Source organism: Streptomyces sp. NBC_00370, from assembly GCF_036084755.1.
Lineage (GTDB): Bacteria > Actinomycetota > Actinomycetes > Streptomycetales > Streptomycetaceae > Streptomyces.
This window is the reverse complement of the sequence record NZ_CP107968.1, coordinates 476,630-502,911: the sequence shown is the minus strand read 5'-3', so window position 1 is coordinate 502,911 and position 26,282 is coordinate 476,630. Positions and strand designations below refer to the sequence as shown.

Sequence of the window (26,282 nt, the reverse complement as noted above, 5' to 3'; positions counted from 1 at the left end):
CGCCATGACCACCGACGCGACGATCATCGGCGCCGGCCTCGGCGGCCTCACGCTCGCCCGCGTCCTGCACGTACACGGCATCCCGGTCACCGTCTACGAGGCGGAGCCCTCCCCGAACGCGCGCACGCAGGGCGGGATGCTCGACATCCACGACTACAACGGCCAGTTGGCCGTGCAGGCGGCGGGCCTGATGGACGAGTTCCGCGGCATTGTCCTGGAGGGCCGCCAGGCGATGCGGATCCTCGACCGGGACGGGAACGTCATGCTCGACCAGCCCGACGACGGCACCGGTGGCCGCCCCGAGGTGCAGCGCGGTGAGCTGCGGCAGCTGCTGCTCGACTCGCTGCCGGCCGGCACCGTGCGGTGGGGTCACAAGGTCAGCGGGGTCCGTACCCTCGGCGATTCGCGCCACGAGGTGACCTTCGCCGACGGCAGCGCCGTCGTCACGAGCCTGCTGGTGGGCGCGGACGGCGCGTGGTCCCGGGTCAGGCCGCTGCTCTCCGACTCCGTACCCGAGTACACCGGCATGTCGTTCGTGGAGACCTACCTGTTCGACGCCCACACCCGGCACCCCGCTGTCGCGAAGGCGGTCGGCGGCGGGTCGATGTTCGCGATCGAACCGGACAAGGCGCAGATCGCGGCTCACCGGGAGAAGGACGAAACCCTCCACGCGTACGTGATGCTGACCAAGCCGCTGGAGTGGTTCGCCGACATCGACTTCACCGATTCCGCCGCGGCCACCGCGCGGATCGCCGAGGAGTTCGAGGGTTGGGCCCCGGAGGTCACGGCCCTGATCACCGAAAGCGACACCGCACCGATCCTGCGCCCCCACCACACACTGCCGGTCGGGCACCGGTGGGACCGGGTGCCCGGGGTGACCCTGGTCGGCGACGCCGCCCACCTCATCCCCCCGAACGGCGAAGGCGCCAATCTGGCCATGCTGGACGGCGCCGAACTCGGTCAGGCCATCGCCGCGCACCCCGACGACGTCGAGGCGGCCCTCACCGCGTACGAGCAGACGATGTTCCCGCGCAGCGCCGCGGTCGGCGAGGCCGAGGTCGACGCCCCTGACAACCCCACGCTCGAAGAGGTGATCAACTTCTTCACGCAGGCCGCGCAGCCCCAGTAGACCGAGCGGCACCGGTAAGGCATCGGCGGAGGCCGGCCGGGCGTCAGGTGGCGGCCGGCCCTGTCGAACCGTTGGTTTCGAGCATGTCGAGCGCCGACCGGTGGACCTTCGCCAGCGCGCTCAACAGCTGTTCGCGTTCCGCCCCGGTGAGACCGGCGGTGACGGTCTCCTCGATCAGCCGCCGTTCCGCCTCGATCGGCTTCCGCAGGTCGCGGCCCGCGTCGGTGAGCCACAGCCGTACGAGGCGGTTGTCCCGGTCGTCGCGGCGCCGGGTGAGCAGTCCTGCGGTGGTCAGCCGGTCTGCCATCTTGACGACGGTGGGCGTCGTGACGTTCAGCGCTGCGGCGATCTCGCCCGGCGCGCTGCCGTCCCGTTCCCACAACACCGCGAGCAGGTAGTTCTGGCCCAGATGCAACCCGTAGCGGCGCATGGCCCGGTCGGACAGCGCCCGGAGCGCCTTCGACGTTTTGCCGTGCAGGTCCAGGAACTCAGACATCGCGGCCTCTCGGTGAGGTGGGCAAGCGGCAGTTCGGGCGCCCATCAGGAATCGATTGACGGCTAATGATTCACCGGCTAACGTTTTTCGAGTATTCGTTAGACGGCAAACGACCGTAAGGAGTCACCATGATACTGGTCACCGGTGCCACCGGGAACATAGGCCGTGAACTCACCCGCGAGCTCAACGCGAGGGGCGCCAAGCTGCGTGCTTTCGTCCGCGACCCCGCCCGTGCCGCCGGACTGCCCGAGGCCGCGGAACTCGCCGTCGGAGACCTGGGCGAGCCCGCCACACTGAGACCCGCCTTCGCCGGCGTGGACGCCCTGTTCCTGCTCACGCAGGGCATCGGCACCGACTACACCGCCAACGCCCTCGCGGCGGCCCGGACGGCAGGGGTGAGCCGCGTCGTCCACCTCTCGTCGTTCAACGTCCTCGGCGACCCGATGCCCGCCATGGGTTACTGGCACCACGAACGCGAGAAGCTTGTCCGCGCCTCCGGCATCCCCGCCACGATCCTGCGCCCCGGCGGCTTCACCACCAACGCCCTCGACTGGGTGCCCACCATCCGCGAGGGCGGCTACGTACTCGACCCGATCGGCCCCGGCCGCTACGCGCCGATCGACCCCGCGGACATCGCCGCGGTCGCCGCCCTCGCCCTGACCGAGGACGGCCACCAGGGCCAGGAGTACGTCCTGACGGGGGAGGAGACGTTCACCGTTGCCGAGCAGGTCCGGATCATCGCCAAGGCGACCGGCCTCGCGATCGAGGTGCGCGAGGCGGCCACCACGGACGAAATCGTCCGCTCCCGCTTCCCCGACGGTGCGCCACCGGCGCTCGCCGAGGCGATCACGGAGGGATTCGCCGTCATGCGGGCCGACACCGTCGGATTCCGGACGGACACCGTGGAACGCCTGCTCGGCCGCAAGCCGCGCACCTTCGCGGACTGGTGCGCCCGCAACGCCGACGCGTTCCGCCGGCCCGCCGACGCGTGAGGCTGCGAGCGCCGCCCGAGACCTGGCGCGACCGGGGCTCACCCCGCGTCAGCGGCCGTCCGCAGCGGGGGCGAACGGGCCGGTCAGCGCCGCCCATTGCAGGAGCAGGATGGTCTTGGCATCGGTGATGCGGCCGTCACCGGTCATGGCGAGCGCTTCGTCGAAGGGCAGTTCGAGGACATCGATGTCCTCGCCTTCCTCTTCGAGGCCGCCACCGGTCCCGGTCCGGTCGGCGGGGGTGTACGGGGCGGCGAAGTAGTGGAGCCGTTCGGTGATGGAGCCCGGGCTCATGTACGCGTCGAGGACGTGGGTGAGCGGGCCGAGGGTGACGCCGAGTTCCTCGGCGGCCTCGCGGCGGACGGCGGTGTGCGGGTCGTCCTCGTCGAGCAGTCCGGCCGCCGCCTCGACGAGCATGCCGTCGGGGTGGCCGTTGACGTAGGCCGGGTAGCGGAACTGACGCGTGAGCAGGACGCAGCCGCGCGCGGTGTCGTAGGGCAGGACGACCGCGCCGTTGCCACGGTCGTACGTCTCGCGCTGCTGCGTCTCCCAACGCCCGTCCCGACGCCGGTAGTCGAAGGTGGTCCGGCGCAGCACGTGCCAGCCCTGCGAGGTGAGTTCGACGTCGCGGACCACCACGTCCCTGTTGCGGTCCAGCTCGCGCCCGGCCTGGTCGAGGCCGGTACGGCCGCGGTGATCGGGGACGTCGATGCCGGGGCGGCCAGTCATGCGGTCTCCTGCGGGGTGCGGCGGGGAATCCCGGCCTCGCTGTACGAGACGCCGTACGGGGCGTCGTACCCGACGGACGGGGGCTTGTCGTTCACGTGCGCTACCGTACATGCAGAAACGTGCAAGAACAGGAGAGAATGTGCATGCTGGCCGCTGAACGGCACGACCACCTGCTCGCTCTGCTCGCTCGCGAGGGCAAGATCGTCGCCAAGGACGTCGCCGCAGGACTGGGGATCTCCGAGGACAGCGTGCGGCGCGACCTGCGTGAACTCGCCGCCGACGGGCTCTGCCAGCGGGTCTACGGCGGTGCGCTGCCCGTTTCACCAGCGGTGGCCAACTACGCCGCCCGGCATGCCGTCGCCCCCGACGGCAAGCGGAAGGTCGCCGCCGTGGCCGCCGCGCTGGTACGGCCCGGCGGCTCGCTGATCCTCGACGGAGGCACGACCGCCCTCGCGGTCGCCCGCGCGCTCCCGTACGACCTCAGCTGCACCGTGATCACGCACAGCCCGACGGTCGCCGTGGCCCTGCTCGACCATCCCGGGGTGGAGCTCTTCCTCCTCGGTGGCCGCGTCTTCAAGCACTCGGCGGTCGCCTGCGGCGCGGCCGCTGTCGAGGCCGCGCAGAACGTCTCCGCCGATCTCTGCCTGCTCGGTGTCACCGGCGTACACCCGGAGGCGGGACTGACCACCGCGGACGCCGAAGAGGCGGCGATGAAGCGCGCCTTGGCCGCGCGGGCCGCGGACACCTACATCCTCGCCTCCGCCGAGAAGATCGGCACCGCTTCGCAGTACCGCGTCCTGCCCTGGGCGGAGGTCAGCGGCCTGATCACCGACGCCGACCCCCGCGACAGGCTCGTCGCGGAGGTCGGAGCGTTCGGTGTGGAGATCCTGATAGCCCGCTGATCCTGATAGCCCGCTGATCCTGATAGCCCGCTGAACCTGACAGCCTGCTGACGTCCCGGTGCTGCCGCGCGGTGCGGTCCGTCAGGACAGGATCTCGACGTACCCGTCGGTGCCGTACACCCGGATCCGCTGCCCGTCCCGGATCAGCCGCGTGGCCTGCTCCACGCCCACGACGGCCGGCAAGCCGTACTCCCGCGCGATCACCGCACCATGCGTCATCAGGCCGCCGACCTCCGTCACCAGGCCCGCGATGCCGACGAACAGCGGCGACCAGCTCGGGTCGGTGAAGGGAGTGACCAGGATGTCGCCCGCTTCGAGATCGGCATCCGCCATGTCCAGGACGACCCGGGCCCGTCCCTCGACGGTCCCGGCGGAGACCGCCAGCCCGGTCAGGGCGCCGTCCGGCACGTCGTCGCGCCGGTACGCCCCGACGACGGCCTCGCCGTCCGAGGTGAGCACCCGGGGCGGTGTGAGCGCGTGGTACGACCGGAAGGCCTCCTTGCGCTGCTGGACGAGCCGGCCGTCCGCCCGGTTCGAGCGCGCGACGTCGTGCAACTCCTGGAAGGTGAGAGAGAAGATGTCCTCCTTCTCGGGAAGCACACCGGCGCGCACGAGGCGCTCGGCTTCCTCCAACAGGGCCTGCTTGTAGACGAAGTAGCGGCTGATGATGTTGTACTTCGGATACTCCCGGTACCCGATGAAGGTCCTGACCCGGTCGATCATCCGCTTGGTCTCGTCGGCCTTCTGGTCCCCTTCCGGCAGGGCCCGCAGCCGGGACAGCACGTCCTGCTCCTTCGCCAGCGCCTTCCGCCGCCCCTGCTCGAAGCGCCGTTCGGCGGCCCCCGGCTCGAAGTTCCGTACGTTGTCGAGGATCGCGGGTACGAGCGTGAGGGGGCGTTCGCGCCACCGCGGCCTCGTGATGTCGATCTCGCCGACGCAGCGCATGCCGTACCGGTCGAGGTACGCCTCGATGGCGTCGCGCGCCGCTGTCCCGCCCGAGAGCTTCGCCAGCTCGTCCAGGAAGTTCTCGTCCGTGACGTCCTTGAGGAACGCGACGTCCTTGAGGAACGCGACCACGTCCGGCTGCCCGCGGATCACGTCGGCGACATCGAGCAGCGCCAGTCCCATCTCCGACGTGATGTTGTCGGGGGCGGACAGCGTGAGCGTGTCAGCCGCGTTCTTCTCGCCCAGCCACTCCATCAGCTTGTCGTTGAGCCACCAGGTGGCCTCCATCCCCGCCATGATCGCCTGAATGCTCAGGGGATCACTGAGCAGGCGCTTGTGCTCCTCGAACGCCTCCAGCAGGAAGTCGAACAGCGCCGGTCCTGCCTTCGGCCGGATGCCGCGCTTCAGCGCGGCGAGGGACACCCGGCTGCGCTCGATCAGCTCCGTGACGACGGCCGGATCGGTCGCGATCGGCGCGGGCGCACCGCCGCCCGGCGGGCGGCCGGGACTCGCGTCCGGGAGCGAAGGGACGAAGTCCCCGCGGTCGAGGACGGTCTCCAGCGCGTCCCTGATCAGCGGATCCCCCTTCCCCATGGCGTCCAGAAAACCGGCGCGGCCGGCGGGCGAGGCCAGGCGCCGGGTGACGTCCACGAACAGCCTCCCGCCGGCCTCGTGCATCGGGACCATGGCCGTCAGCTGCCACATGGAGAACCCCAGAGGCCTCATGGGGTCGGTCATCATCTGCCCATGACCGACGGAGACATAGACGTGGTTCTCCTCGTCGTCGGTCTCGGGCACGGGGAACAGCGTCGTGATCGGCCTGCTCTGCACGATCTGGAACGTGTCGTCGGCCAGGCACCATTCGATGTCCTGCGGGCGGCCGAAGTGGGCTTCGATCCGCCGTCCGAGCTGGACGAGCCGTACGACCTGCTCGTCCGTCAGCGCCGGCTGCTCCTGGCGCCGCGAGTCGACCGCCACTTCCCGCGTACCGCCGTCCGGCAGGGCCTGAACGGCACGCTCCTTGGCGGCGATGGTCTTGGCGACGACCTCGCCGTGCCGCACCGTGAAGACGTCCGGGTTCACCAGGCCGGAGACCAGGGCCTCCCCGAGCCCGAAGCCGGCGTCCACGGTGGCGACCGTCCGGTTGCCCGTGACGGGGTCGGCGGTGAACAGGATGCCGGCCGTATCCGGGACGACCATCCGCTGCACGACCACGGCCATGTGGACCGTACGGTGATCGATGCCGTTGCGCCGGCGGTACGTCACGGCCCGCTCGGTGAACAGCGAAGCCCAGCACCGGCTGATGTGCTGAAGGATCGCCGCGGTCCCCATGACGTTCAGGTACGTGTCCTGCTGCCCGGCGAAGGACGCCGTCGGCAGATCCTCCGCCGTCGCACTGGACCGGACGGCGTAGGCGGCTGCCCCGCCGAGCCGGCCGAGCGCGGCGGTGATCGCCGCCGCGAGACCGTCCGGAACGGCGATCCCTTCGATCGCCCGGCGGATCTCCGCGCTGAGCGTACGGACCCCCTCCCGGTCGTCCGGGTCCAGAAGCGACAGCTGATCGAGCTGGTCGCCGATCGACGGCGCCTGCGCCACGATCTGCCGGAAGGCCTCCGTCGTGACGCAGAAACCGGCCGGCACCCGGACGCCTTCGATCCGCGACAGCCCGCCCAGCTGCGCACCCTTGCCGCCGACGACCGCGACCCGCGTCTCGTCTACCTCACGAAGATCCAGTACGTACTGCTCGCTCACCGTGACACCTCCGGGGCGGTCATGAACCGCAGCACCGCACCGGCCGGCCCCGCCACTGGTCCGACGTCACCGCGTCCCCCACACGTCGACAACACACGCACGTCGTGCCCTCATTTCCGCAGGTTGTAGCCTCGGCCGACGATTCTGCGGCACCACGGGGGCCTTGCCGCAAGCCCCCAGGTGCGCTATACCTTAGGAGTGGCGAGGAGAGGGTTCTCCTCGTCTTTCCTTTTGCCGGCCTGCGGAACCGATCGGCGCACGACGATCAAGCACCGAGACGCACGGCACCGGTGAGCCCCTCCACGAACGCGGTGAAGTCAGCGGCCAGGGCGATTTCCGTGCCCTAATCCGCGTCGGACACGGCGGCGTCGGTCACGTGGAAGCGCGACGGCGGGGTCACTCACCGGTTCCCATGGGGATGTTGAGCTGGTCGGCGATGCTCGTGAGCGCTGCGCCCAGGGGGAGTGTGACCCGGGTGTGTGCGTAGCGGTCGCCCCGGGTGGGGTCGCGGTTGACGATCAGTACGGGCTTCTCGGCCTGGGCCGCCTGGCGGACGAAGCGGAGTCCGGACATGACCGTGAGCGAGGAGCCGAGGACCAGGACGGAAGCCGCCGCTTGGACCAGGGCCCGGCAGTGTTCGACGCGTGCCGGAGGCACGTTCTCGCCGAAGAAGACCACGTCGGGTTTGAGGATGCCGCCGCAGTGTGTGCAGGGCACCACACGGAAGTCACCGATCTGTTCGTCGGTGAGGTCGGCGTCACCGTCCGGGTTGATGACGGCGGCCGACGGCTCGAAGCCCGGGTTGGCCTCCTCCAGCCGTCGGGCGAGTTCGTGACGTGGGGTGAGGGTGCGGCACGAGAGGCAGACGACGCGGTCCAGGCTGCCGTGCAGCTCTACGACGTCCAGGCTGCCCGCGGCCTGGTGCAGGCCGTCGACGTTCTGGGTGATGACGCCCGAGAGGACGCCGTGGCGCTGGAAGGCGGCGACAGCGCGGTGTCCGGCGTTGGGCCGGGCGCGGCCGAACGTGCGCCAGCCGAGGTGGCTGCGCGCCCAGTACCGCCGGCGGGCCTGGGCGCCGGCGGTGAAGTCCTGGTACGTCATCGGGGTGTGTCGGCTCAGGCTCCCGCCCTCGCCCCGGTAGTCGGGGATGCCCGACTCCGTGGAGATACCCGCACCGCTCAGGACCAGCACGCCGCCGGCGGCCAACGCGTCAGCGACCGGCTGCAGTTGGGTGCTGCCTGGCGGCAGGTTCTCGGTGGGCGTCCAGCTCAGGGTGGGGCGCATGCGCATACGGCCAGGATACGGGCCGGGCAGCGGCGGTACGTGGGCGTCGCAGCCGAGGGCTGTCGACCGGGTTCCGGTACGCTCCGTGTGCGTTCTGCCACGGCTACGCGCGCACGGAGCGCGCCTCCAGGGACGCGAGGATGATCTCCCGCGACGCGCGGACCGTGGTCGCGAAGGCGGCCGGGTCCCGCCCGATGCGCTCGGCGCCCGCCCGCATGACACCGGACAGCAGCTCCACCGCGAGGGGCACGTCGCCCACATCGCGGAATTCGCCGCGCTCGATGCCGTCCCGTACGACGTTCTCCACCTCGACCACGATCGTGTGGAACGGGCTGTCCGGCCCCTTCGGCACCTCGTCGACCAGCGGACCCGAACCGGGCCGGAACATCAGCTGCATGGACTGGTCCGTCGAGGCCTCCAGAAACGCCTCGATGATCTCCCGCAGCCGCTCGGCGGCCGGGCTGCCGGACCGCGCGGCGATCCTGGCCACCCGCTCGACCGCGGGGCGGCTCGCCCGCTCGGTCAGCGCCAGGACCAGAGTGCCCTTGTCGCGCGCGTAGTTGTACAGCGTGTTGCGCGCGAGGCCGGCCCGGGCGGCGATATGGCCCATGTTGATCGCGTCGTAGTCGCGTTCGAGCAGCAACTCCCGCATCGCCGAGGCGAGGTCGGCCCACACCATCTCGTGGTGTTCCTCGATGCTGGTTCCCCGGATCCGCGGCATCCGATCATTCTCCTCCCACTGCGGCTTGTCCGTCGCCCAGGGGCGAGGGCCGTATGGATCGACGTCAGCCTCAGTGGCTACGCGGCTGGCTGCGGCGCGTTCTCCTGGTACGTCGCGGTGAGCTTCACGCGGCTGAGACGCCAGCCGTCCGGGGTGCGGACCGCTTCGTTGTCGTAGAAGCCGACCACGAGCCAGCGGTTGGGTCCGCCGTTGGCCAGCTCGTCCGGGAGCCAGTGCTCGGCGCGGACGTGCGCGTGGATCGTCGCACTGTCGCTGTCGATATCGACGACGTGGCCGGTGATGGCATGGTGGGTCGCCAGGAAGGGCGTGAAGGCGGCGCGGACGTTCTCTACGTAATCAGCGAGCGGCACCGTCATCGGCGGCATCCCGGCGACCGACTCGAAGTCGACCGTAAGCGGGTCGGTGAAGACGAGCTTGGGCAGCTCGACGAATTCCTTCAGGTCCGCGATATCGGCATAACGGCCGAGCAGTTCGATGAGATCGGCGCGATCACTGAGCGCATTCATGTGAAAAGCCCCTTTCCGTTCACGGCGGCACGTCAGAGCGTTCTGCCGCACCAGGGGTCGCCGGGCATGCTTTATGCGACAACCTGTCGTAAAGATTACGACAGGTTGTCGCAAAGATCAAGCGCGCAGTCCCGCGCCGCGGCGAAACGGGTTGGCGGAAGCCGCCGGCGATCAGCGCGCCGAGGGGTGCTTCCCCTGGCGCCGTACGACGAGTACTCCGCCGGCCGTCAGCAGCAGCGCTGCCGCTGTCCCGCCGATGAGCAGGCTGCCGTCGGTGCCACTGGCGGCCAGGGTGTCGGTCTGCGTCCCGGTGCCCTGCGTGCTCCCACCCGACGTCGCGCCACCCGACGTAGCGCCACTCGACGGGCCGTCGGTCGGCTCCGAGCCGCCGGTCGACCCGGAACCGCCGCCGACGGCAGTGGGGTTGACGACAACGCGGGCCGCGTTGTTCTTCGGATTCTCGTCGAAGGGCAGTGTGCCCGAGCGGTGATCGCCCTTGACGAAGGCCACCTTTCCGGTGGCGTTCTTGACGACCTTGTCGATCCGCAGCCGGAACGGATACGCGCGCTCGCTGTGCTCGTCGGCGTAGTCGTACGGCGTCGTGCAGTGGTACGCCGCCGGCTTGTTGCCGGTGCCTGCCGGAGCGCAGAACTCGGGGGCCTTCACCACCGTCGTACCGGTGGGGACACCGACGTCGAAGACGCCGATGGGGGAGGAGACGTCGTTGGTGACCCAGCCGGGACCCTTGTTGGCGAACGACACCTCCGCCGTGACCGTGTCGCCCGCCTTGCCTTTCACGGTGGAGCCGGTCAGCGCGAAGTCCGCCGTGTTCTTGGCGGTGATGTCGACGTCCAGCCGCTCGTACCCGTAGGTGGCGCCGGGATCGGCCGGCGGCCGCTGTTCGACAAGCCGCAGGACCGCCTTTCCGGCCCCGCCGTCGTCAGCTCCTCCGGGGAGGCCGGCCGGATCCTGCTGGATGGTGAAGCTGAGCTGCTCGTACAGGGCACGGTCCGCGAGAGTCACCCCCACAGGCTCTTCGAGCGCGTAGACCGAGCCCGGCTCCAGGGTCTGGTCGACGGCGCAGACCGCGTTCACCTGAGCCGGCCCCTCGTCCTGCGCCGGGGTGTTCTCGTAGCGGCAGTTCGCGTACTTCTCGGCGAAGGCGAGTCCCTGCGAACCGTCGATGTACAGCGCCACCTGCGTCGCGGGTGCGGTTCCTCGGTTCGTCACCGTGAACGACACGGCCTGCGCGCTTCCGGGGCGTACTCCCTCGATGGGCGCGGTCACACCGAACGCCAGCTCGGCGCCCGGCTCTTCGCGGTCGGCGGCAGTGGCGACGGGAGCCGAGGCCAGCGCCCAGGCGAGCGCGGTGGCAGTGCCCACTGCGGCCGAACAGCGCAGCGCGGCGGCCAGGGAGACGGGTCTCATGGGGCTCCTTCGAGGACATGCGGCCACGGACCACCGCCCCGCACGGATGAACAGTTGCGAAAGAAGACTCCTTCGGAAGCTGGACAGTTGTACGAACGCAATACATGTCCCATTCATCGAGATGCGACGGCGGGCGGCAGGTCGTCGCCGCTCTCGGCGCGCTCGCGCGGGGACGGTCGGTCCGTCGTGTGGCGGTGGCGCTGGTAGTGGCGGGCCGAGCGGGCCCGGTTTCCGCAGCCTGCGGAGCACCATTCCCTGCGTGGGTGGTTCTTGACGAAATACAGGACGCACCCCGGGGCGAGGCAGGCGCGTAGCTGACGGCGGGTGTCCTCGCCGAAGAGGGAGACGGCGTCCTCGGCGATGGCGGAGACGGCGGCTGAGGCGGTCTGCCCGCTGGTACGGGTGCGGCGGGAGGGTTCCTGGCCGGGTGTCCAGGAGAGGGTCGACCAGCGGGGTGTGTCGCCGGAGGCGCGGTTGAGCGCGGTGACGGCCGCATGGAGTCCCCGGGTGTCGGAGGCCGCCGCCGGGCGCGGGTCCTCGGTGGCTTCGGCGGCGAGTCGGCGCAGTGCGTCGCGCAGGCCGACCAGCCGCCCGGCCAGGCCGTCGAGGTCCGGCACGGTGAGTGTGTCGAGGTCGCCGGGCGTCATCAGGTCCGTCCGGGAACTGACGGCGTGCAGCCACGCCCGGGTGCTGTCCGGGTCGTGCAGCGCGTCGTGTACGCCGTCCCTGTCCGCCCAGATGGTGTTCATCAGCTCGACGGGGAGCGGTTCGCCCAGGAGCGGTGCATTGGTGTCCACGCTGCGAGGCTACCGCGCTTCTAACGGTTGCGGATAGCTCCAACCGTTTGACTGGGTGGGTCGGGCGTGCGACGCTGCTTCTAACGGTTGGAGTCGAGTCCAACCGTCAGAACGTGCGATCGAAGGAGTCCTGCTCTCATGACCGGTTCCGCCTTCAGCGACACGGCACGACAGACGACCGCGGGCTTCCACGAGGGTGAGCTGGCCGTACAGCGGCAGGCGGGCGTGGCGAGGGACGCGGCCCGGCTCGCGGGCATGCTGGCCCCCGCCCAGCTGCGTGGCGGTGTCACCCGGTTCCTGGGGGACAGGTCGTTCGCCGCCATCACCGCACGCGACACCGAAGGCACCTTGTGGACTTCCCCGCTCGCCGGGCCGCCCGGCTTTCTCCACGTCGCCTCACCGGTCGCCCTCGATGTACGGACGCTGCCCGCGGACGGGGACCCGCTCCGCGACCTCCCGGTGCACCAGCCGGTCGGGCTGATCGTCGTCGAGTTCGCCACCCGCAGACGCCTGCGGATCAACGGCACCCTGACTCGTACAGACGGCGAGGGACTGCGCATCGACGTGGAGCAGGCGTACGGCAACTGCCCCCAGTACATCCAGAGTCGGCACCTTCACCTCGCGCCGACCATGGCCCGCAGCTCGGAGCCGGTCCGCCACGCCGGCGCCCTCACACAGGCCGATACCGACCTGATCCGCCGGTCGGACACGTTCCTGATCGGCACCACCCATCCCACCCGAGGCAGCGACGCCTCGCACCGCGGCGGCCCGCCGGGCTTCGTCCGCGTCGAGGACGGACAGTTGTGGTGGCCCGACTACTGGGGCAACAACATGTTCAACACCATCGGCAACCTCCAGACGGACCCCACATCCGCACTGCTTTTCTGCGACTTCACCACCGGTCGCACCCTCCACCTGTCCGGTCGGGCCGAGCTGGAGTGGACCGACCCCGGTGTCCCCGGGGACGACGACCGGACCGGGCGCCGCGTCCATTTCGCCCCCCGGCGCGTGGTGGCGGGCCATCTGCTGCCCGTTCTGGCCGACACTGTGTCCGCGGCGCCCGACAATCCGCCGCTCACCGACCAGCACTCCGCACTGTGAAGGACCGTCCTGCCATGACCGACACGCGCCCGCCCGTCCCGCCGTTCGACCTCGAAAGCGCCGTCGCCAAGACCCAAGCCGCCGAAGACGTCTGGAACACCCGCGACCCGCACCGCGTGGCCCTCGCCTACACCGAGGACTCGGTCTGGCGGAACAGGGACGTGTTCCTCGTCGGCCGCGAAAAGATCGTGGAGTTCCTCACCGCCAAATGGGAGCGCGAACGCGACTACGTCCTGCGCAAGAGCCTGTGGGGCTTCCGCGAGAACCGCATGGCCGTCCGCTTCCAGTACGAGTGGCACAACGCCGAGGGCCAGTGGTTCCGCTCGTACGGCAACGAGCTGTGGGAGTTCGCCGAGAACGGTCTGATGCGCCGTCGCGAGGCCAGCATCAACGACGTGCTCATCAACGAGTCCGACCGCCGCTACTTCGGCCCGCGCGCCGAGGCCGAGCGCGGTCCCGGACACGACATCCCTCTGGACTGAACTGGGGCTGAACACCCTCCGGCGTGCTGATCCGGTGACTGGTCAGGACGCCGGGCTCAGGTTGAGAGCGAGCCGGCCCCACGAGCCGGCCTCACGAGCCAACCGCACGATCCGACCTCACGAAACGCGATCCGCCGGCGTCTACTGAATGTGCCCCGGACGGCCCGCGCCCGGTCAGGAGGTCGACCATGCCCGAACGTAACCGCGTTACCCCCACCGGAGAGATCGTCGCCACGCCTCTCCGCGGTGCCTGGACCGGCAACCGGGGGATCCTCCACGAGGGGCACGACATCGTCCGCTTCCACACGGGCAACCTCTGGATCACCTGCGCACTGCGGTTTCGGAACCGGCGGCGCGAGCAGTGGGCCCCGCGCCACTGGACGAGTCTCTACTTCCACGACGAGGCGGTGTCGTTCGCCGCGGGTCACCGGCCGTGCGCCGAGTGCCGCCGCGAGAGTTACCGGGCGTACCGGGATGCCTGGACCGAAGGTCTGGGCGTCCCGCCACCCACCGCCGGCGAGATGAACCGCCTGCTGCACAGCGAACGCATCCACCGAGGCACGCACCGCCGGCGCTACCACGACCTTGCGTGGCGCGATGTGCCGGAGGGGGCGTTCGTCCTCACCGAGGACCGCGTACCCGCCCTCGTCCTTGACCGGCACCTCACCGAATGGACACGCGAGGGCTACGGACGGCGCCGCGAGCTTCCCTCGGCGGGCACGGCGCCGGTCATCACGCCTCCCGCGACGCTGGCCGTCCTGCGCGCCGGCTACCCCGTGCAGATCGACGAGACCGCCCGGTGACCCCTGGCACCACATCTACGAAGGACGATCACATGCCCACCGCACCCGAGCTCGCCAGCAGCTTCCACGAGCGCGTCGCCGGCCAGGACTGGGACGCCATCAGCGCCGAACTCGACGCGTACGGCAGTGCCCTCACCGGGCCGCTGCTGTCGGACGCCGAGACCTCCGCCCTCAAAGACCTGTACGAGGACGACGGCTCCTTCCGGACCACGATCGACATGGCTCGCCACCGGTTCGGCTCCGGGGAGTACAAGTACCTCACGCATGACCTGCCGACCACCGTGCTCGGTCTGCGTACGGCCTTCTACCCGCACTTGCTGCCGCTCGCGCGGGAGTGGGCGCAGAAGCTCGACCGCACCGCCCCATGGCCCGACTCGCTGGACGAGTGGATCGCCGCATGCCACGCGGCGGGTCAGGAGCGGTCCGCGCAGATCCTGCTGCGCTACGGCCCCGGTGACTGGAACGCCCTGCACCGCGACGTCTTCGGGGAGATGGTCTTCCCCCTCCAGGTCGTCGTCGGCCTGGACGCGCCTGGCGTGGACTACACGGGCGGCGAGTTCCTCATGACGGAGCAGCGGGCCCGCGCCCAGTCCCGGGGTTCGGCGACCAGCGTGCCGAAGGGCCACGGACTCGTCTTCACCACCAGGGACAGGCCCGTGCCGTCGAAGCGCGGATGGTCGAACGCCCCCATGCGGCACGGAGTCAGCACCGTACGCTCCGGCTCCAGGCACACCCTCGGCCTGGTGTTCCACGACGCGGCCTGACCGGGGCGGCCTCGTCACCTCGGTGACGGGTCGATCCCCAGCACGGGCAGACAGTCGGCGACAGCGGTGAGTTCGATGTCGTCACGGCGCTGCTCGGCCCACCGCTCGCGGGTCAGCCTCCAGCACTTGATCTGCGCCGGCTCGCCCCGTCGCGTATCCCAGGACACGCCGTTCGGCACATAGCCCAGGGATTCGGAGACACGGTTCGAGGCGTGGTTGTCGACGAACGCGTCGCTGCCGGCCTCACGGGCCCCCAGCCCCTCGAAGGCCAGCTGCAGCACCGCCTGCCGCATCTCCTTCCCGAAGCCGCCGCCGCGCACGTCAGGACTGAGCCAGGAAAACGTGCTGACCGTTCCGAAGGTGACGAAGTCGCGGCCGATCAGATCCTGCATGCCCACCGGCTCACCGTCGACGACCACGACGAAGTAGAGACGCCAGAAGCCGGCACTCACCCGGCCCCGGCCGGACCATACGGCCCGCAGCCAGCGCCACTCGCGCTCCGGGCTGTCTGCGTAGAGGGAGCTCGGATCGTCGAAGGGCCACGGAGGCTCGCCGGCCACCCCTTTGCGTACCGTCGGGACCAGGCGTTCGAGGAGTTCGTCCGTCGCCCCCAGCAAGGACAGCCGGGGTGTGTGCACCTGCACGTTCAACGGGGGATACGCGGACAGCGCCGCGGCGGTCGTCGGCATGCGCGTCACCATAGAGCCGAGCCGTCCCGGCGCGCACCACATATTTGGCCCGGTCCCGAGTACGGCGCCGCGGACCAGGGGCACGCCGCGTGGACGGCCCTCACCGTTCTGTGGAATGCGCGAGAGAAGTGGTCTCTGGGAAGTCTGTCCCTACGGCGCCGCCGCCACATCCACCTGGCGTCTCGAAACGCCCGCGACGAAAGTCGGGGCCGGCGATTCGACTTCGGTCCGCTTCGGTCCGCTTCGGTCCGCGCCTCGGTGGCTCGTCACGTGTGTGCGAACCGTAGCCTGGGGGCAAGACAAGGCGGCTTTTGTACGGAGAGCCACCACGATGCACGAATCCTGGAGACTCCGTGGGCAAGCAGGCGGATAACGGGGAGCCGGCGGGTGCGGGGGAGCCGCTCGTCGGCCGGGACGCCGAATTGGCCCGCCTTTTTCGTGCGGTGGACTCGGTGTCGGCCGACCCGGTTGTGCTGCTGATCGGTGACATCGGCACCGGGAAGACCGCGCTGCTCGACCGTGTGGTGCGTCGGGCTGAAGCTGACGGCGCTCGCGTACTGCGCGCGGAGGGGAGCGAGTCGGAGTCGAGCCTGGCGTTCGCCGCGCTTCATCAGTTGCTGCGTCCCGTGTCGGCCGAGGCGGACGGATTGCCGGAGCAGCAACGCGGGGCGTTCCGGGCCGCCTTCGGCGAGGGCCCGGCCACGTCCGGGCCCGATCTGATGCTGCTCGGAGTGGCTGTTCTGAGCCTGCTCTCCGAGCTGGGTGACCAAGGACCTGTGCTCGTGATCCTTGACGACGCCCAGTGGGTGGACCGCGCGTCGCTGGACGTACTGTCCTTCGCCGCCCGAAGGCTGGAAGGCGAACCGGTCACGACGCTGGTCGCGGCCCGCAGCGGCCACGTTCTGCCTGGAGTCGACCGTCACGTGCCGACCCTCACCCTCGGACGGCTCGACGACGCAGCGGCCAACCGGCTGCTGGATCAGCAGCCGAAGATTCCGAAGATTCCCACCGGCCGTACCCGGGCGCGGATCCTTGATCAGGCGGACGGCAACCCACTGGCACTGGTGGAACTGACGAGGTCGGCCATCACGCACAACACGGCCACGGCACTGCCGTCCACAGGTCCGCTCCCGCTCGCCGATCACCTGGAGCGGATCTTCGCCGCGCGCTTGACCGGACTCCCCGAGCGCACGACTCGTCACCTGCTGCTCCTGGCCGCCATGGACAGCGTCGACGCCGCGATCGTCGCATCGGCCGGGCTCGCCCCGGCGGACGACGGGGTCTGGCTGCCCGCCGAACAGGCCGGGCTGGTCCGGCGCACCGGTCGGGACCTGCGCTTCCGCCATCCGTTGATGCGGTCCGCCGTCTACCACGCCGCGTCCTTCGACGCCCGGCGCGAGGCTCACCGCTCGCTCGCCGAGCTGCTTCTGGACGAGCCGGACAGGCACGCCTGGCATGTGGCCGCCGCCTCCCCGGGACGGGACGCGGCCGTGTCGGCCGAGCTTGAACGGACCGCTGCCCGCGCCCTTCGGCGCGGTGGCCACGCGGCGGCGGCCAAGACCCTCCAGCGTGCCGCGGAGCTTGCCACGCGGCGCGAGGACAGCGCCCGGCTGCTGGTCGAAGCCGCCTCGACGGCTGTGTTCACCGGAGACATCGGCTGGGTCGACGAACTGGTCGCGGCGGCACACGCGCGCACCGACGACTCCTCCCTGCTCGCGGCAGCCACGGTGCACGCCGGACGGCTGGCGGTCCTGACCACCCGTCACACCGCCGCCTACTCCCGACTGACCGAAGCCGCCGAACAGTTGGCGGTCGATCAGCCCGCTGCCGCGCTGGACCTCGTCTCCGGCGCCGCCGTGGTCTCCTTCTACTCCGGCAAGGACACCCAGCGGCAGCGCCTCCGGGACATCCTGTCCCGCCTCCCCGAGGATGACCCCCACGGCTCACACGACCCCCACGGCTCGCGCGCGCACTTGCGCACGTGGGTGCGAGCCGTGTCGGACCCCTTCGACGACCGGGCCGGACTGGTCTCCCTGCTGCCACGACTGTTCGCCGAGGCGGAGGGCCGGCCAGAGCTGTCCACAACGGTCGGCATCATGGCGTGGCTTCTGGACGAAACGCCGCTGGCCGTCCGTGCCTTCGACGAGGCATTCGACCGCTGGAAGCTGCGGGGAGCGCTGCCGGACGGGCTGGGCGGCGCGGTTGCCTGGGCCTATGTGGAACGAGGACGCTGGGAAGAGGCCCGCGACGCGTGCGCCCGTATCACCGAGATCGGCCGGGCGGCCGGCCTCGACCACGCGGTTGCCTGTGCGGCCGCTGTCGATGCCGTGGTGCTGGCCTTCCAGGGCGACTCGACTGCCGCCCGGGCCCGGGCTGAGGACGCGCTCACACTGATCGATCCGCTGGAGAGCCGCTCGGTCTTCGTCTATGCCCGTCGGGCGCTCGGCGCCGCGGCGGTCGCGGAAGGAGCGTACGAGAGGGCCTACGAGCAACTCCGTATGGTCTTCACGGCGGACGGCGCGCCCGTGCACTACCACGCCTCATACCCGGCCCTCGCCGATCTGGCGGCTGCCGCGGTACGTTGCGGCCGTCGCGACGAGGCCACACCGATCGTGGAGTGTGCCGCTCGCGAACTCGCCGACAACGCGTCTCCCCGCCTGAAGGCCCTGATCAACCGAGCCCGTGGCTTGCTGGCGGACCCCGAGGCCCTCGCGGACACCGAGGCCCCCGCAGACACCGAGGGTGCCGAGTCGCACTTCCGGGCGGCCCTGGCGGATCCGGTATTCGAGTACTGGCCCTTCGAACGCGCGCAGAGCCTGCTGGACCTCGCCGAGTGGATGCGTCGTCGTCGGCGGATCGCGGAGGCACGCGGACCGCTCGCCGAGGCCCTGGAGACCTTCCGACGCCTCGGTGCACGCCCCTGGATCGAGCGCGCGCGGGCCGAATCGCGGGCCGCAGGCATCATCGTCACTGATTCGGCTCCCGACGCGCTCGCCGAACTCACCCCACAACAACAGCGGATTGTCAGGCTCGCCGCCGAAGGACTGACCAACCGGGAGATCGGCGAAAAGCTCTTTCTCTCCCCGCGCACGGTCGGTTCGCACCTCTACCGCAGTTTCCCCAGACTGGGCATCACCGCCCGTTCCCAGCTGCGGGACCTCATCAAGGACGGGTTGAGCCGAACTCGTGTCGGATCCGAGTCCGGAGTTGCGCAAGGTCGGCGTGGTGTCGAACCCACCGGTCCGCCGAACAGCCCGGGCTCAGGTGCCTTCGTTGCCCCGTAGCTCCTCCACCGCGGCGCGCGCCGCCGTGCCGATGACGGCGTCGGCGCGGGGAAGTCTGCTGTCCGCACGGGCTGCCTGGGTGAAGACGACGGCGGTGTAGACAGCGCCGTCGGGCAGTTCCACCACGCCCGCCTCGTGGCGCATCGTGCCGAAGGTTCCGGTCTTGCCCGAGACGGTGACGTCGTCGTAGGGGAATCCGCCGGCGAGGCGGTGGGACCACGCCTGGCGGCCCATCGTCTCGCGCATCCAGGCGCAGCTCTCGGCGGAGGCCGCGTCGTCCGTCCAGATCGCCCGCAGCAGCCTGGCCATGTCGGACGGCGTCGAGGATGCCTTGGACAGGGGGTTGTAGACCCCGGCGGGCACCGTGGCGTCGTTGTCGGTGAGGCGTTTCATCGCGGCGCTCAGCGACTCCGTGCCGGTCTCCGAGACCATCCGCTCGAACGTCGTGGCCACACCGCCGAGGATATGGGTGTGCGGCAGGCCGAGTTCCTGGCACAGCGCGTCAACGGCCGCCGGGCCCACGTGGCGTAGCACCGCGTTCGCCGCCGTGTTGTCGGAGACGCTCATCATGAGGACGACCAGGTCGCGCAGGGAGACGGTGATCGGGTCCCGGAGGATGGAGAGGCCGGTCGAGCCGGGCATGCGGTCGTCGGGGCCGAGCGTCACCTGCTGCCGGGGGTCGAGACCGCCGGTCTCCGCCAGCCGGCAGAAGGCCGCCATCAGCGGCAGCTTGTAGACCGAGCCCACGGGCACCGGTTCGTCGGGGTCGACCGTCACGCAGGCCGTCGGCCGGTGCAGCTCCGCCACGTGCAGCCAGCCGCGTACGCCGGCGTCCGCGAACATGCCGCGAATGGCGCGCTGTGCGTCGCTGTCCCGCCTCGCCGCGCTCACTGCCCCGCCTGCCGGGCCAGGGCGTCCGCCAGCAGGCGCGCCGTGGACGCCATGCCCTCGGCGTCCGGGCGGCGGGTGTCCCACACCACCCGTAGCCGCAGTGGGAGCGGCGGGTCCGTGGAGGGGGTGCGGTCGACGCCCTCGGCCGAGAGACCGGCGTCGGCCGTGACCAGCACGGCCTGTCCCGCCGCCACCAGGGCGAGCCCGGCGCGTTCGTCGGGAACCACGACCGTCTCCACCCGGCGCCCTCGGCTGGCGAGGGTGTCGACGAACAGGTCGTAGGCTGCCGGTGCCTCCTCGCGCGGCCGTACCGCGACAGGCAGCCGTCTGGTGTCCACAGCCGCCGCCTCGGCAGTCGTCGGGGCGGGCGTCAGGCGCCAGGTCGGAACGAGCACCACCGCGCCGGAGCCGAGCCCCGGAAGCACCGCGGGGTGCCGGATCACCGCAAGGTCCAGCCGTCCTGCGGCGGTCTCGGACAACAGCGTGGCGGTCGGGGCCGTGGAGACGGTGAGCCGGGTGCGCTCCCCGGCGCGGCCCGGTGCGGCGGCCACGGCCGCTGCGAGCCGGGCGGGTACCTCAGGCGCGAGCCCGAGACGGAGCCGCCGGCCGTCGGCCCGCTCTCGCGCCCCCGTCTCCCGTAGCTCCGTGAGCGCGGCGAGCGCCCGCCGGGCGTGCGGCAGCAACAGGGCGCCTTCCTCGGTGAGCGTGACACCCCGGCTGCGTTCGAAGAGGCGTACGCCCACCAGCGCTTCGAGCCGGCGCAGTCCTTGCGACAGGGGTGGCTGGGTGATGCCCACGCGCTGCGCGGCCGCGCCGAAGTGTTCCTCGTCGGCCAGCGCGACGAAGATTTCCAGATGGCGTTCGGTGAGCACGGCGCTCCCCTGACGTGTGCGGATACGGATGTCGAATCGAGTGGGCGTCGAGAGTGTATTCGACATGACGGTCGACGGCCGCCTTGACTGTGTCTGCCGCACCGGCCAGGTGCCGGATCACTCCGGCACTCCGGCCCGCAGACCCAAGTACCTGGTCCCGCGAAGAAAGAGGACGACCGTGCGTCTCACCACCGTCACCGAAGTTCTGCCGTCCCGCCGCAAGGTGTTGACCGTCGGCGCCGGCGCCGCGGTGGCCACGCTGGTGCCCGCCGTAGCCACCACGTCGTACGCAGCCGAACCCGGCGGGACGCTCACGGAACAGTTTCGTGCGCTGGAGCAGGAGTACGCCGCCCGGCTGGGCGTTTTCGCGCTCGACACCGCTTCGGGGGCGACGGTGGGCTACCGCCCCCAGGAGCGCTTCCCGATGTGCTCGGTGTTCAAGGGCCTCGCTGCGGCGGCCGTCCTGCGGGACGTGGACCGGCACGGCGAGTTCCTGGCCCGCCGGATCCGCTACACCGCGGAATTCGTCGAGGCGGCGGGGTACATCCCCGTCACAGGGAAGCCGGAGAACATCGCCCACGGCCTGACCGGCGCCGAGCTGTGCGCCGCGGCCGTCAGCGAGAGCGACAACGGTGCGGGGAACCTCCTGCTGCGCGAGCTGGGCGGTCCCACCGCCATCACCCGGTTCTGCCGGAGCCTCGGGGACGGCACGACCCGACTCGACCGCTGGGAGCCGGAGTTGAACAGCGCCGAGCCCTGGCGGATCGAGGACACCACGAACCCGAGGGCCGTCGGCATGACGTACGGCCGCCTCCTGCTCGGCGGCGCGCTCTCTCCCGGGGACCGGAAGCGGCTCTGGGACTGGCTGGTGGCGAACACCACCAACACCGAACGTTTCCGCAAGGGCCTGCCCGCGGACTGGGTTCTGGCGGACAAGACGGGCGGTGGCGAGCAGTACGGCGTGGCCAACGACGTGGGCGTCGTACGCCCGCCCGGTCGCTCTCCGCTGGTGCTGTCGATCCTGTCGACGAAATACGATCCGCAGGGCCCGACGGACAACCCACTGGTGGCCAGGGCCGCCGCGATCGTGGCTGCCGCACTCACCTGAGCCCTGAGCCCTGAGCACTGAGCCGCGACCCGTGGAGTGTGAGTGGCACGTTCGCGACTTCTCCCGAACCGCCGTCACGATGCGGCGCGCGGCGTCTACCCAGCCGCGTTGTGATCGTTCCGTCCGCCCAGGGCGCCGATCACGGTACTGACCAGCAGATCGGTCCGGGCGCCCGCAACGTTTGCCGGGTCGTTCGCGGCGGAACTCAGGCTGGCCGAGTCCGCGGGCAACTCGCCCACTTCGCACAGCAGTGTCAGATAGAGCTGGCGTCCCCAGGCCGGATCGGCGGCCGTGATCACTCCGGCCGCGTGCAGTCGCGCGAACAGTGTGTCGAGACCATCTGCGGCCTCCCGGCTGAGTACCGGCCGGCCCGTCAGTGCGTCGGAGTTGAGGTCCATGGTGAACCGGTGGCTGATCTTGAGCTCGAAAATGACCTCGGTCAGGCGGTGCAGGGCGACCACCGGTGGCGCCGTTTCCGTCCGCGCCTGCCCGAGTGCGACCAGGTATTGCTCGTTGAGCCGCGCGCTGAGAGCCTCAAGCAAGGCTTTCCGGGAGGAGAAGCGCCGGTGGACGGTGACACGGGCGACCCCGGCCGCCTCGGCGATCCGCTCCAGCGAGGCGTTCGCGTCAACGGCGAGCACCGCCTCGGCCGCCTCCAGAATGCGAGCCGTGCTGCGCACCGCGTCCGCGCGCACCCGCCGCGGGTGGCTGGTCTCGCTCATCTCGCCTCCGATGTCCGGGGGCCACCCTATCCCTGATAAATGATACATGCTTGCTTCATTTCTGCATCTATCTGATACGGTCGAGTCGCATTTAGGGCGCCGAGCGCCCTTCGACTCTTCAGGAGTTCAGATGGCAAACGATGCACGCAGCTCCCGGGTGACCGTCGCCGGCGGCACCGTGGAAGGCCGTATACGCGACGGTGTGGCCTCCTTCCTCGGAGTTCCGTACGCGGCGCCGCCGTTCGGGCCGAACAGGATGCTGCCGCCGCAGCCGGTGGTCCCGTGGCCTGACGTCCGCGACGCGGGCCGGATGGGGCCGACGGTGCCGAAGGGCGACTACCCGCCGGTCTTCCAACGGCTGTTCCTCGAAGAGGAGATCGAGGGGGAGGAGTGCCTCAACGTCAACGTCTGGACTCCCGACCCCGGAGCGAGTGGTCTTCCGGTGCTGGTGTGGATCCACGGCGGCGCGTTCCTCAACGGCTCCAACTCCGTTGCGGCGTACGACGGGTCGGGTTTCGCGCGCAGTGGCGTCGTCTGCGTGACGGTCAACTACCGCCTTGCCGCCGAGGGTTTCCTCTTCCTCGACGACGACGCGTCCAACCTCGGCCTGCGGGATCAGCTGGCCGCGTTGGAATGGGTGCGGGAGAACATCGTTGCCTTCGGCGGTGACGCAGGGAACGTGACGCTGGCGGGGGAGTCGGCCGGCGCGATGAGCATTGCCACCCTCCTCGCGATGCCGTCCGCGGCAGGGCTGTTCGCCCGCGCCGTGACGCAGTCCGGTGCGGCTGCCAACACGCTCACCGCCGAACAGGGGCTGGCGGTCAGCACCTTGCTGGCCCACACCCTCGACGTGCCGCACACCAGGAGCGCCATCGCCGCCGTGCCGCCCGACCGGCTCGTGGCTGCGGCCTCCCAGGTGTTCGCCGAGATCCAGACCGATGCCGACCCTGCCAAGTGGGGAAGCCTCGCATTGAGCGGTCTGCCGTTCGCGCCGGTGATCGACGGCACCGTCCTACCGGTCCATCCGCTGGACGCCGCCCGCGCCGGGAGGAGCGCGTCGGTGCCGTTGCTGACGGGCTGGAACCGCGACGAGGACCGGTTGTTCCTCGTGGCCGCGAACATGCTCGACGCGATAGACGAAGCCGCCCTGTTCGACAAGGCGCGGACGTACGGGCTCAAGCCGGAAGCGATCGAGATCTACCGCGCCGCGCGACCCGGTGCGACCCCCGGCGATCTGCTCGCCGCGGTCGGCACCGACTGGGTCTTCGCCATTCCGGCCCTGCGTTACGCCGAGGCCCGCGTCGCCGGGGGTGCCGCGTCCACCTGGGTCTACCGCTTCGACCATCTGGAGCCGGCCGACAACGACGGCTTCGGCGCCTGCCACGCCACGGAGGTGCCCTTCGTCTTCCGGACCGAGGGTCACGACAGCGTACGGGCGCTCATAGGCGCCCGCCCCTCGACGGAGGCGGCCGCGACGGCGCACGACGCGTGGGTGTCGTTCGCCCGGACGGGCACGCCCGGCTGGGAACCGTACGACACGACCCGCCGCCCCACGGCACTGATCGCGGAGAAGATTCGGGTGGTCGACGATCCCGCCCCCGACGAGCGCCGCGCCTGGGACGGCATTCGCTGAGCCGGGTAGTGGGGGTCGGCTCTCTCCGGACTAAAGACAACGCGGGGAACGTTGTGAACGGGTATGCACGGAGAATATAAGGTGCCCGGCGGCAAGCTGGTCGTGGTGGACCTGGACGAGCGTGACGGGGTGCTGCGCGACGTCCGCGTGGCCGGTGACTTCTTCCTCGAACCTGACGAGGCAATCACGGCCATCGACCGGGCGCTGGAAGGCGCTCCCGCGAACAGCGCCGCCGCCGAACTGGTCAGGCGGGTCGAGTCGGCGTTGCCGGAGGGCACGGTCATGTTCGGGCTGACGGCGGAGGGCATCGCGGTCGCCGTCCGCCGGGCCGTCGCCCAGGCCACGGACTGGCGCGACTACGACTGGCAGCTGATCCACGAGGGCCCGCAGTCGCCGGACCTGCACATGGCCCTCGACGAGGTGATCACCGCCGAGGTCGCGGCGGGCCGGCGTCCACCGACGCTGCGCGTGTGGGAGTGGGGCGGACCCGCGGTGATCATCGGGAGCTTCCAGTCCCTGAGGAACGAGGTCGACCTGGCGGCCGCCGATCGGCACGGTACGGCCGTGGTGCGGCGGATCTCCGGCGGTGGGGCGATGTTCGTGGAGCCCGGCAACACCATCACCTATTCGCTCTCGGTACCGGCGTCGCTCGTGTCAGGGCTGTCCTTCGCCGATTCCTACGCATACCTCGACGACTGGGTGCTCGACGCCCTCGGAGACATGGGCATCAAGGCCTGGTACCAGCCACTCAACGACATCGCGACCGACGTCGGCAAGATCGCCGGAGCGGCCCAGAAGCGCGTCCTGAGCCCTGAGGGTGGCCCGGGCGCGGTCCTCCATCACGTGACGATGTCCTACGACATCGACGCGGACAAGATGCTGGAGATACTGCGGATCGGCCGGGAGAAGCTGTCCGACAAGGGAACGCGCAGTGCGAAAAAGCGCGTCGACCCGCTGCGCCGCCAGACAGGTCTGCCCCGCGAGGCCGTGATCGACCGCATGATCGAGTCCTTCCGAGCCCGTTACGGCCTGCTGACGGGCCACGTCACCGAAGCGGAACTGGCCCGCGCCGAGGAACTGGCAGCCGCCAAGTTCAGCAACCCGGACTGGACGGCCCGCGTGCCGTGACGAGGGGTGGCCGGGAGACCGATTACTTTCAGGGGCAGCTGGTGTCTACCTCTCGACATCCCCACAAGGGGGAGACAGGGAGCGCGAGATGACCACCGAACAGGGTACGGCCGAGGGTTTCTCCTACACGTTGGAGCGGACATTCGAGACCTCTGTGGCGGCGGTGTGGCGCGCCTGGACCGTCGCGGAGTCCTACGCGCAGTGGTCCTACGCCGCCCCGGGGTCCGTCGAGATGGACGTGTGGCCGGGTGGGGCGTGGAAGTCGACGATCGTCACCCCGGACGGCGGGCAGTTCCCGTTGACCGGCTCCTACATCGAGGTCGACGAGAACCGGCGTCTGGTGATCGGCATGGACGCACCCGGTAAGGACGAGCCGGCGGTGATGACCGTCGAGCTTGCCGAGCGGAGTGCGCACGAGACTCGCGTCGTGGTGTCCCAGAGCTGCGACACCTCGGACGAACGCGACGTCGCCGAGCAGGGCACCACCATGCTGCTGGACAGTTTGGCGACCTTTCTCAAGACCGCGAACTGATACCCGAGATTCATGCGCACGGAGCCCCAGGACGGCGAGGCCTTCCTGGGGCTCCGTTACGGGCCTGTCCGGGACGTTCGCGGATCAGCCGCAGTGGCCGGTGCCCTTGGTGGAGTAGGTGGTGATGCCGCCCTCCCAGGTGACGCATTCGCCGCGGGCCTGGATGTAGACGGGCCCGGCGTAGGTGGTGAACCGGCCGCGGTCGGTGGCCGTGCCGCCCGTCTTGGACCTGAGCCGCGCGAACATGTCGACGGCGGCCCCGGGCTTGGTGCGCACGGTGACCACGCAGTTCTCGCCGGTCGTCGCGTTGTAGGTGAGGAAGGTGGTGCCGAGGTTCTCCATGTTGGCGGAGTCGATCACCTTGTGTCCGGCGCCGCAGGCACCGTTGTACTTCGCGACCGGAGTCTCTGACGACGACGTCGCGGCTGTCGACGTCGCGGCCGGGGCCGATGCGGACGCGGGCGCCGCGAGAGCCAGAGCCCCGCCGGTGACGACGACGGCGACGGTGGCGGCGCCGGCTGCGTGACGAATGAGCTTCATTTCCTGGTCCCCCTGGGGTGTGGTCGTGCATTGA

25 protein-coding genes are annotated in these 26,282 nt (G+C 70.4%); 12 read left to right on the top strand and 13 right to left on the bottom strand.

The window, feature by feature from the left end:
• Positions 1-4 precede the first annotated feature (4 nt).
• A complete protein-coding gene (locus OHS57_RS02245) occupies positions 5-1,129 on the top strand; it encodes an FAD-dependent oxidoreductase (protein ID WP_328584990.1) in 1,125 nt (374 codons plus the stop codon).
• Between the two features lie 43 nt (positions 1,130-1,172).
• On the opposite strand, the gene OHS57_RS02240 is transcribed toward OHS57_RS02245, so the two are convergent.
• Positions 1,173-1,625: a MarR family winged helix-turn-helix transcriptional regulator gene (locus tag OHS57_RS02240; protein WP_041999335.1), complete on the bottom strand. Its 453-nt coding sequence runs from the start codon at positions 1,623-1,625 to the stop codon at positions 1,173-1,175.
• Between the two features lie 128 nt (positions 1,626-1,753).
• Between OHS57_RS02240 and OHS57_RS02235 the strand changes: the two genes are divergently transcribed.
• Positions 1,754-2,617, top strand: coding sequence for an SDR family oxidoreductase (locus OHS57_RS02235; RefSeq protein WP_328580778.1), 864 nt, complete (start codon positions 1,754-1,756; stop codon positions 2,615-2,617).
• A gap of 48 nt (positions 2,618-2,665) precedes the next feature.
• On the opposite strand, the gene OHS57_RS02230 is transcribed toward OHS57_RS02235, so the two are convergent.
• Positions 2,666-3,343, bottom strand: a complete 678-nt coding sequence (locus tag OHS57_RS02230; protein ID WP_328580777.1) for an NUDIX domain-containing protein — start codon at positions 3,341-3,343, stop codon at positions 2,666-2,668.
• A gap of 143 nt (positions 3,344-3,486) precedes the next feature.
• Between OHS57_RS02230 and OHS57_RS02225 the strand changes: the two genes are divergently transcribed.
• On the top strand, positions 3,487-4,245 hold the full coding sequence (locus tag OHS57_RS02225; protein ID WP_328580776.1) for a DeoR/GlpR family DNA-binding transcription regulator: 759 nt from the start codon (positions 3,487-3,489) through the stop codon (positions 4,243-4,245).
• Between the two features lie 81 nt (positions 4,246-4,326).
• Here the strand turns inward: OHS57_RS02225 and rph are convergent, their stop codons facing one another.
• The 6 genes from rph to OHS57_RS02195 form a co-directional block, all read right to left on the bottom strand.
• Positions 4,327-6,942, bottom strand: coding sequence for a rifamycin-inactivating phosphotransferase (rph, locus tag OHS57_RS02220; protein WP_328580775.1), 2,616 nt, complete (start codon positions 6,940-6,942; stop codon positions 4,327-4,329).
• A gap of 396 nt (positions 6,943-7,338) precedes the next feature.
• Complete coding sequence (locus OHS57_RS02215; protein ID WP_328580774.1) at positions 7,339-8,232, bottom strand: NAD-dependent protein deacetylase; 894 nt, start codon at positions 8,230-8,232, stop codon at positions 7,339-7,341.
• Between the two features lie 97 nt (positions 8,233-8,329).
• The gene (locus tag OHS57_RS02210; RefSeq protein WP_328580773.1) at positions 8,330-8,947 is read right to left on the bottom strand and encodes a TetR/AcrR family transcriptional regulator; all 618 of its coding nucleotides are present in this window, start codon (positions 8,945-8,947) and stop codon (positions 8,330-8,332) included.
• Positions 8,948-9,024: 77 nt separating this feature from the next.
• Positions 9,025-9,474 (bottom strand): nuclear transport factor 2 family protein, encoded by a 450-nt coding sequence (locus tag OHS57_RS02205; RefSeq protein WP_328580772.1) that lies wholly within the window; start codon positions 9,472-9,474, stop codon positions 9,025-9,027.
• Between the two features lie 171 nt (positions 9,475-9,645).
• A complete protein-coding gene (locus tag OHS57_RS02200; protein WP_328580771.1) occupies positions 9,646-10,902 on the bottom strand; it encodes a hypothetical protein in 1,257 nt (418 codons plus the stop codon).
• Between the two features lie 113 nt (positions 10,903-11,015).
• Positions 11,016-11,699, bottom strand: coding sequence for a CGNR zinc finger domain-containing protein (locus tag OHS57_RS02195; RefSeq protein ID WP_328580770.1), 684 nt, complete (start codon positions 11,697-11,699; stop codon positions 11,016-11,018).
• 138 nt (positions 11,700-11,837) lie between these two features.
• On the opposite strand from OHS57_RS02195, the gene OHS57_RS02190 reads away from it, so the two are divergent.
• The 4 genes from OHS57_RS02190 to OHS57_RS02175 all read left to right on the top strand — a co-directional run bounded on the left by OHS57_RS02190 (position 11,838) and on the right by OHS57_RS02175 (position 14,849).
• Positions 11,838-12,800 (top strand): pyridoxamine 5'-phosphate oxidase family protein, encoded by a 963-nt coding sequence (locus OHS57_RS02190; RefSeq protein WP_328580769.1) that lies wholly within the window; start codon positions 11,838-11,840, stop codon positions 12,798-12,800.
• A gap of 14 nt (positions 12,801-12,814) precedes the next feature.
• Positions 12,815-13,282 carry a nuclear transport factor 2 family protein gene (locus OHS57_RS02185; RefSeq protein ID WP_328580768.1) on the top strand — a complete coding sequence of 156 codons (468 nt, stop codon included), beginning with the start codon at positions 12,815-12,817 and terminating at the stop codon, positions 13,280-13,282.
• A gap of 188 nt (positions 13,283-13,470) precedes the next feature.
• Entirely contained in the window at positions 13,471-14,085 is a 615-nt protein-coding gene (locus tag OHS57_RS02180) for a hypothetical protein (protein WP_328580767.1), read from the top strand.
• A gap of 32 nt (positions 14,086-14,117) precedes the next feature.
• Positions 14,118-14,849: a 2OG-Fe(II) oxygenase gene (locus OHS57_RS02175; RefSeq protein ID WP_328580766.1), complete on the top strand. Its 732-nt coding sequence runs from the start codon at positions 14,118-14,120 to the stop codon at positions 14,847-14,849.
• A 14-nt stretch (positions 14,850-14,863) separates the two neighbouring features.
• On the opposite strand, the gene OHS57_RS02170 is transcribed toward OHS57_RS02175, so the two are convergent.
• The gene (locus OHS57_RS02170) at positions 14,864-15,538 is read right to left on the bottom strand and encodes a GNAT family N-acetyltransferase (RefSeq protein ID WP_328580765.1); all 675 of its coding nucleotides are present in this window, start codon (positions 15,536-15,538) and stop codon (positions 14,864-14,866) included.
• 353 nt (positions 15,539-15,891) lie between these two features.
• Between OHS57_RS02170 and OHS57_RS02165 the strand changes: the two genes are divergently transcribed.
• A complete protein-coding gene (locus OHS57_RS02165) occupies positions 15,892-18,822 on the top strand; it encodes an AAA family ATPase (RefSeq protein WP_328580764.1) in 2,931 nt (976 codons plus the stop codon).
• On the opposite strand, the gene OHS57_RS02160 is transcribed toward OHS57_RS02165, so the two are convergent.
• Together OHS57_RS02160 and OHS57_RS02155 are read right to left on the bottom strand one after the other, a co-directional pair.
• Positions 18,799-19,665, bottom strand: coding sequence for a serine hydrolase (locus tag OHS57_RS02160; protein ID WP_328580763.1), 867 nt, complete (start codon positions 19,663-19,665; stop codon positions 18,799-18,801). The two genes, OHS57_RS02165 and OHS57_RS02160, sit on opposite strands and share 24 nt — an antisense overlap.
• A gap of 44 nt (positions 19,666-19,709) precedes the next feature.
• Positions 19,710-20,651, bottom strand: coding sequence for a LysR family transcriptional regulator (locus tag OHS57_RS02155; RefSeq protein ID WP_328580762.1), 942 nt, complete (start codon positions 20,649-20,651; stop codon positions 19,710-19,712).
• Between the two features lie 112 nt (positions 20,652-20,763).
• On the opposite strand from OHS57_RS02155, the gene bla reads away from it, so the two are divergent.
• Entirely contained in the window at positions 20,764-21,693 is a 930-nt protein-coding gene (gene bla, locus OHS57_RS02150; RefSeq protein WP_328580761.1) for a class A beta-lactamase, read from the top strand.
• 95 nt (positions 21,694-21,788) lie between these two features.
• Here bla and OHS57_RS02145 read toward each other — a convergent pair whose 3' ends face one another.
• Complete coding sequence (locus OHS57_RS02145; RefSeq protein WP_328580760.1) at positions 21,789-22,415, bottom strand: TetR/AcrR family transcriptional regulator; 627 nt, start codon at positions 22,413-22,415, stop codon at positions 21,789-21,791.
• Between the two features lie 130 nt (positions 22,416-22,545).
• On the opposite strand from OHS57_RS02145, the gene OHS57_RS02140 reads away from it, so the two are divergent.
• The 3 genes from OHS57_RS02140 to OHS57_RS02130 all read left to right on the top strand — a co-directional run bounded on the left by OHS57_RS02140 (position 22,546) and on the right by OHS57_RS02130 (position 25,708).
• On the top strand, positions 22,546-24,048 hold the full coding sequence (locus OHS57_RS02140; RefSeq protein WP_328580759.1) for a carboxylesterase/lipase family protein: 1,503 nt from the start codon (positions 22,546-22,548) through the stop codon (positions 24,046-24,048).
• Positions 24,049-24,111: 63 nt separating this feature from the next.
• The gene (locus OHS57_RS02135) at positions 24,112-25,176 is read left to right on the top strand and encodes a lipoate--protein ligase family protein (RefSeq protein ID WP_328580758.1); all 1,065 of its coding nucleotides are present in this window, start codon (positions 24,112-24,114) and stop codon (positions 25,174-25,176) included.
• Positions 25,177-25,264: 88 nt separating this feature from the next.
• Positions 25,265-25,708 (top strand): SRPBCC family protein, encoded by a 444-nt coding sequence (locus tag OHS57_RS02130; RefSeq protein WP_328580757.1) that lies wholly within the window; start codon positions 25,265-25,267, stop codon positions 25,706-25,708.
• Between the two features lie 84 nt (positions 25,709-25,792).
• Here the strand turns inward: OHS57_RS02130 and OHS57_RS02125 are convergent, their stop codons facing one another.
• The gene (locus OHS57_RS02125) at positions 25,793-26,248 is read right to left on the bottom strand and encodes a spore-associated protein A (protein WP_328580756.1); all 456 of its coding nucleotides are present in this window, start codon (positions 26,246-26,248) and stop codon (positions 25,793-25,795) included.
• Positions 26,249-26,282: the final 34 nt, after the last annotated feature.

Excerpts from the sequence above, each read along its gene's own strand:
- OHS57_RS02245 (WP_328584990.1), top strand. The coding sequence starts at position 5 with ATGACCACCGACGCGACGATCATCGGCGCCGGCCTCGGCGGCCTCACG.
- OHS57_RS02240 (WP_041999335.1), bottom strand. The coding sequence starts at position 1,625 with ATGTCTGAGTTCCTGGACCTGCACGGCAAAACGTCGAAGGCGCTCCGG.
- OHS57_RS02235 (WP_328580778.1), top strand. The coding sequence starts at position 1,754 with ATGATACTGGTCACCGGTGCCACCGGGAACATAGGCCGTGAACTCACC.
- OHS57_RS02230 (WP_328580777.1), bottom strand. The coding sequence starts at position 3,343 with ATGACTGGCCGCCCCGGCATCGACGTCCCCGATCACCGCGGCCGTACC.
- OHS57_RS02225 (WP_328580776.1), top strand. The coding sequence starts at position 3,487 with ATGCTGGCCGCTGAACGGCACGACCACCTGCTCGCTCTGCTCGCTCGC.
- OHS57_RS02215 (WP_328580774.1), bottom strand. The coding sequence starts at position 8,232 with ATGCGCATGCGCCCCACCCTGAGCTGGACGCCCACCGAGAACCTGCCG.
- OHS57_RS02210 (WP_328580773.1), bottom strand. The coding sequence starts at position 8,947 with ATGCCGCGGATCCGGGGAACCAGCATCGAGGAACACCACGAGATGGTG.
- OHS57_RS02205 (WP_328580772.1), bottom strand. The coding sequence starts at position 9,474 with ATGAATGCGCTCAGTGATCGCGCCGATCTCATCGAACTGCTCGGCCGT.
- OHS57_RS02200 (WP_328580771.1), bottom strand. The coding sequence starts at position 10,902 with ATGAGACCCGTCTCCCTGGCCGCCGCGCTGCGCTGTTCGGCCGCAGTG.
- OHS57_RS02190 (WP_328580769.1), top strand. The coding sequence starts at position 11,838 with ATGACCGGTTCCGCCTTCAGCGACACGGCACGACAGACGACCGCGGGC.
- OHS57_RS02185 (WP_328580768.1), top strand. The coding sequence starts at position 12,815 with ATGACCGACACGCGCCCGCCCGTCCCGCCGTTCGACCTCGAAAGCGCC.
- OHS57_RS02180 (WP_328580767.1), top strand. The coding sequence starts at position 13,471 with ATGCCCGAACGTAACCGCGTTACCCCCACCGGAGAGATCGTCGCCACG.
- OHS57_RS02175 (WP_328580766.1), top strand. The coding sequence starts at position 14,118 with ATGCCCACCGCACCCGAGCTCGCCAGCAGCTTCCACGAGCGCGTCGCC.
- OHS57_RS02170 (WP_328580765.1), bottom strand. The coding sequence starts at position 15,538 with ATGCCGACGACCGCCGCGGCGCTGTCCGCGTATCCCCCGTTGAACGTG.
- OHS57_RS02160 (WP_328580763.1), bottom strand. The coding sequence starts at position 19,665 with ATGTTCGCGGACGCCGGCGTACGCGGCTGGCTGCACGTGGCGGAGCTG.
- OHS57_RS02155 (WP_328580762.1), bottom strand. The coding sequence starts at position 20,651 with ATGTCGAATACACTCTCGACGCCCACTCGATTCGACATCCGTATCCGC.
- OHS57_RS02145 (WP_328580760.1), bottom strand. The coding sequence starts at position 22,415 with ATGAGCGAGACCAGCCACCCGCGGCGGGTGCGCGCGGACGCGGTGCGC.
- OHS57_RS02140 (WP_328580759.1), top strand. The coding sequence starts at position 22,546 with ATGGCAAACGATGCACGCAGCTCCCGGGTGACCGTCGCCGGCGGCACC.
- OHS57_RS02135 (WP_328580758.1), top strand. The coding sequence starts at position 24,112 with ATGCACGGAGAATATAAGGTGCCCGGCGGCAAGCTGGTCGTGGTGGAC.
- OHS57_RS02130 (WP_328580757.1), top strand. The coding sequence starts at position 25,265 with ATGACCACCGAACAGGGTACGGCCGAGGGTTTCTCCTACACGTTGGAG.
- OHS57_RS02125 (WP_328580756.1), bottom strand. The coding sequence starts at position 26,248 with ATGAAGCTCATTCGTCACGCAGCCGGCGCCGCCACCGTCGCCGTCGTC.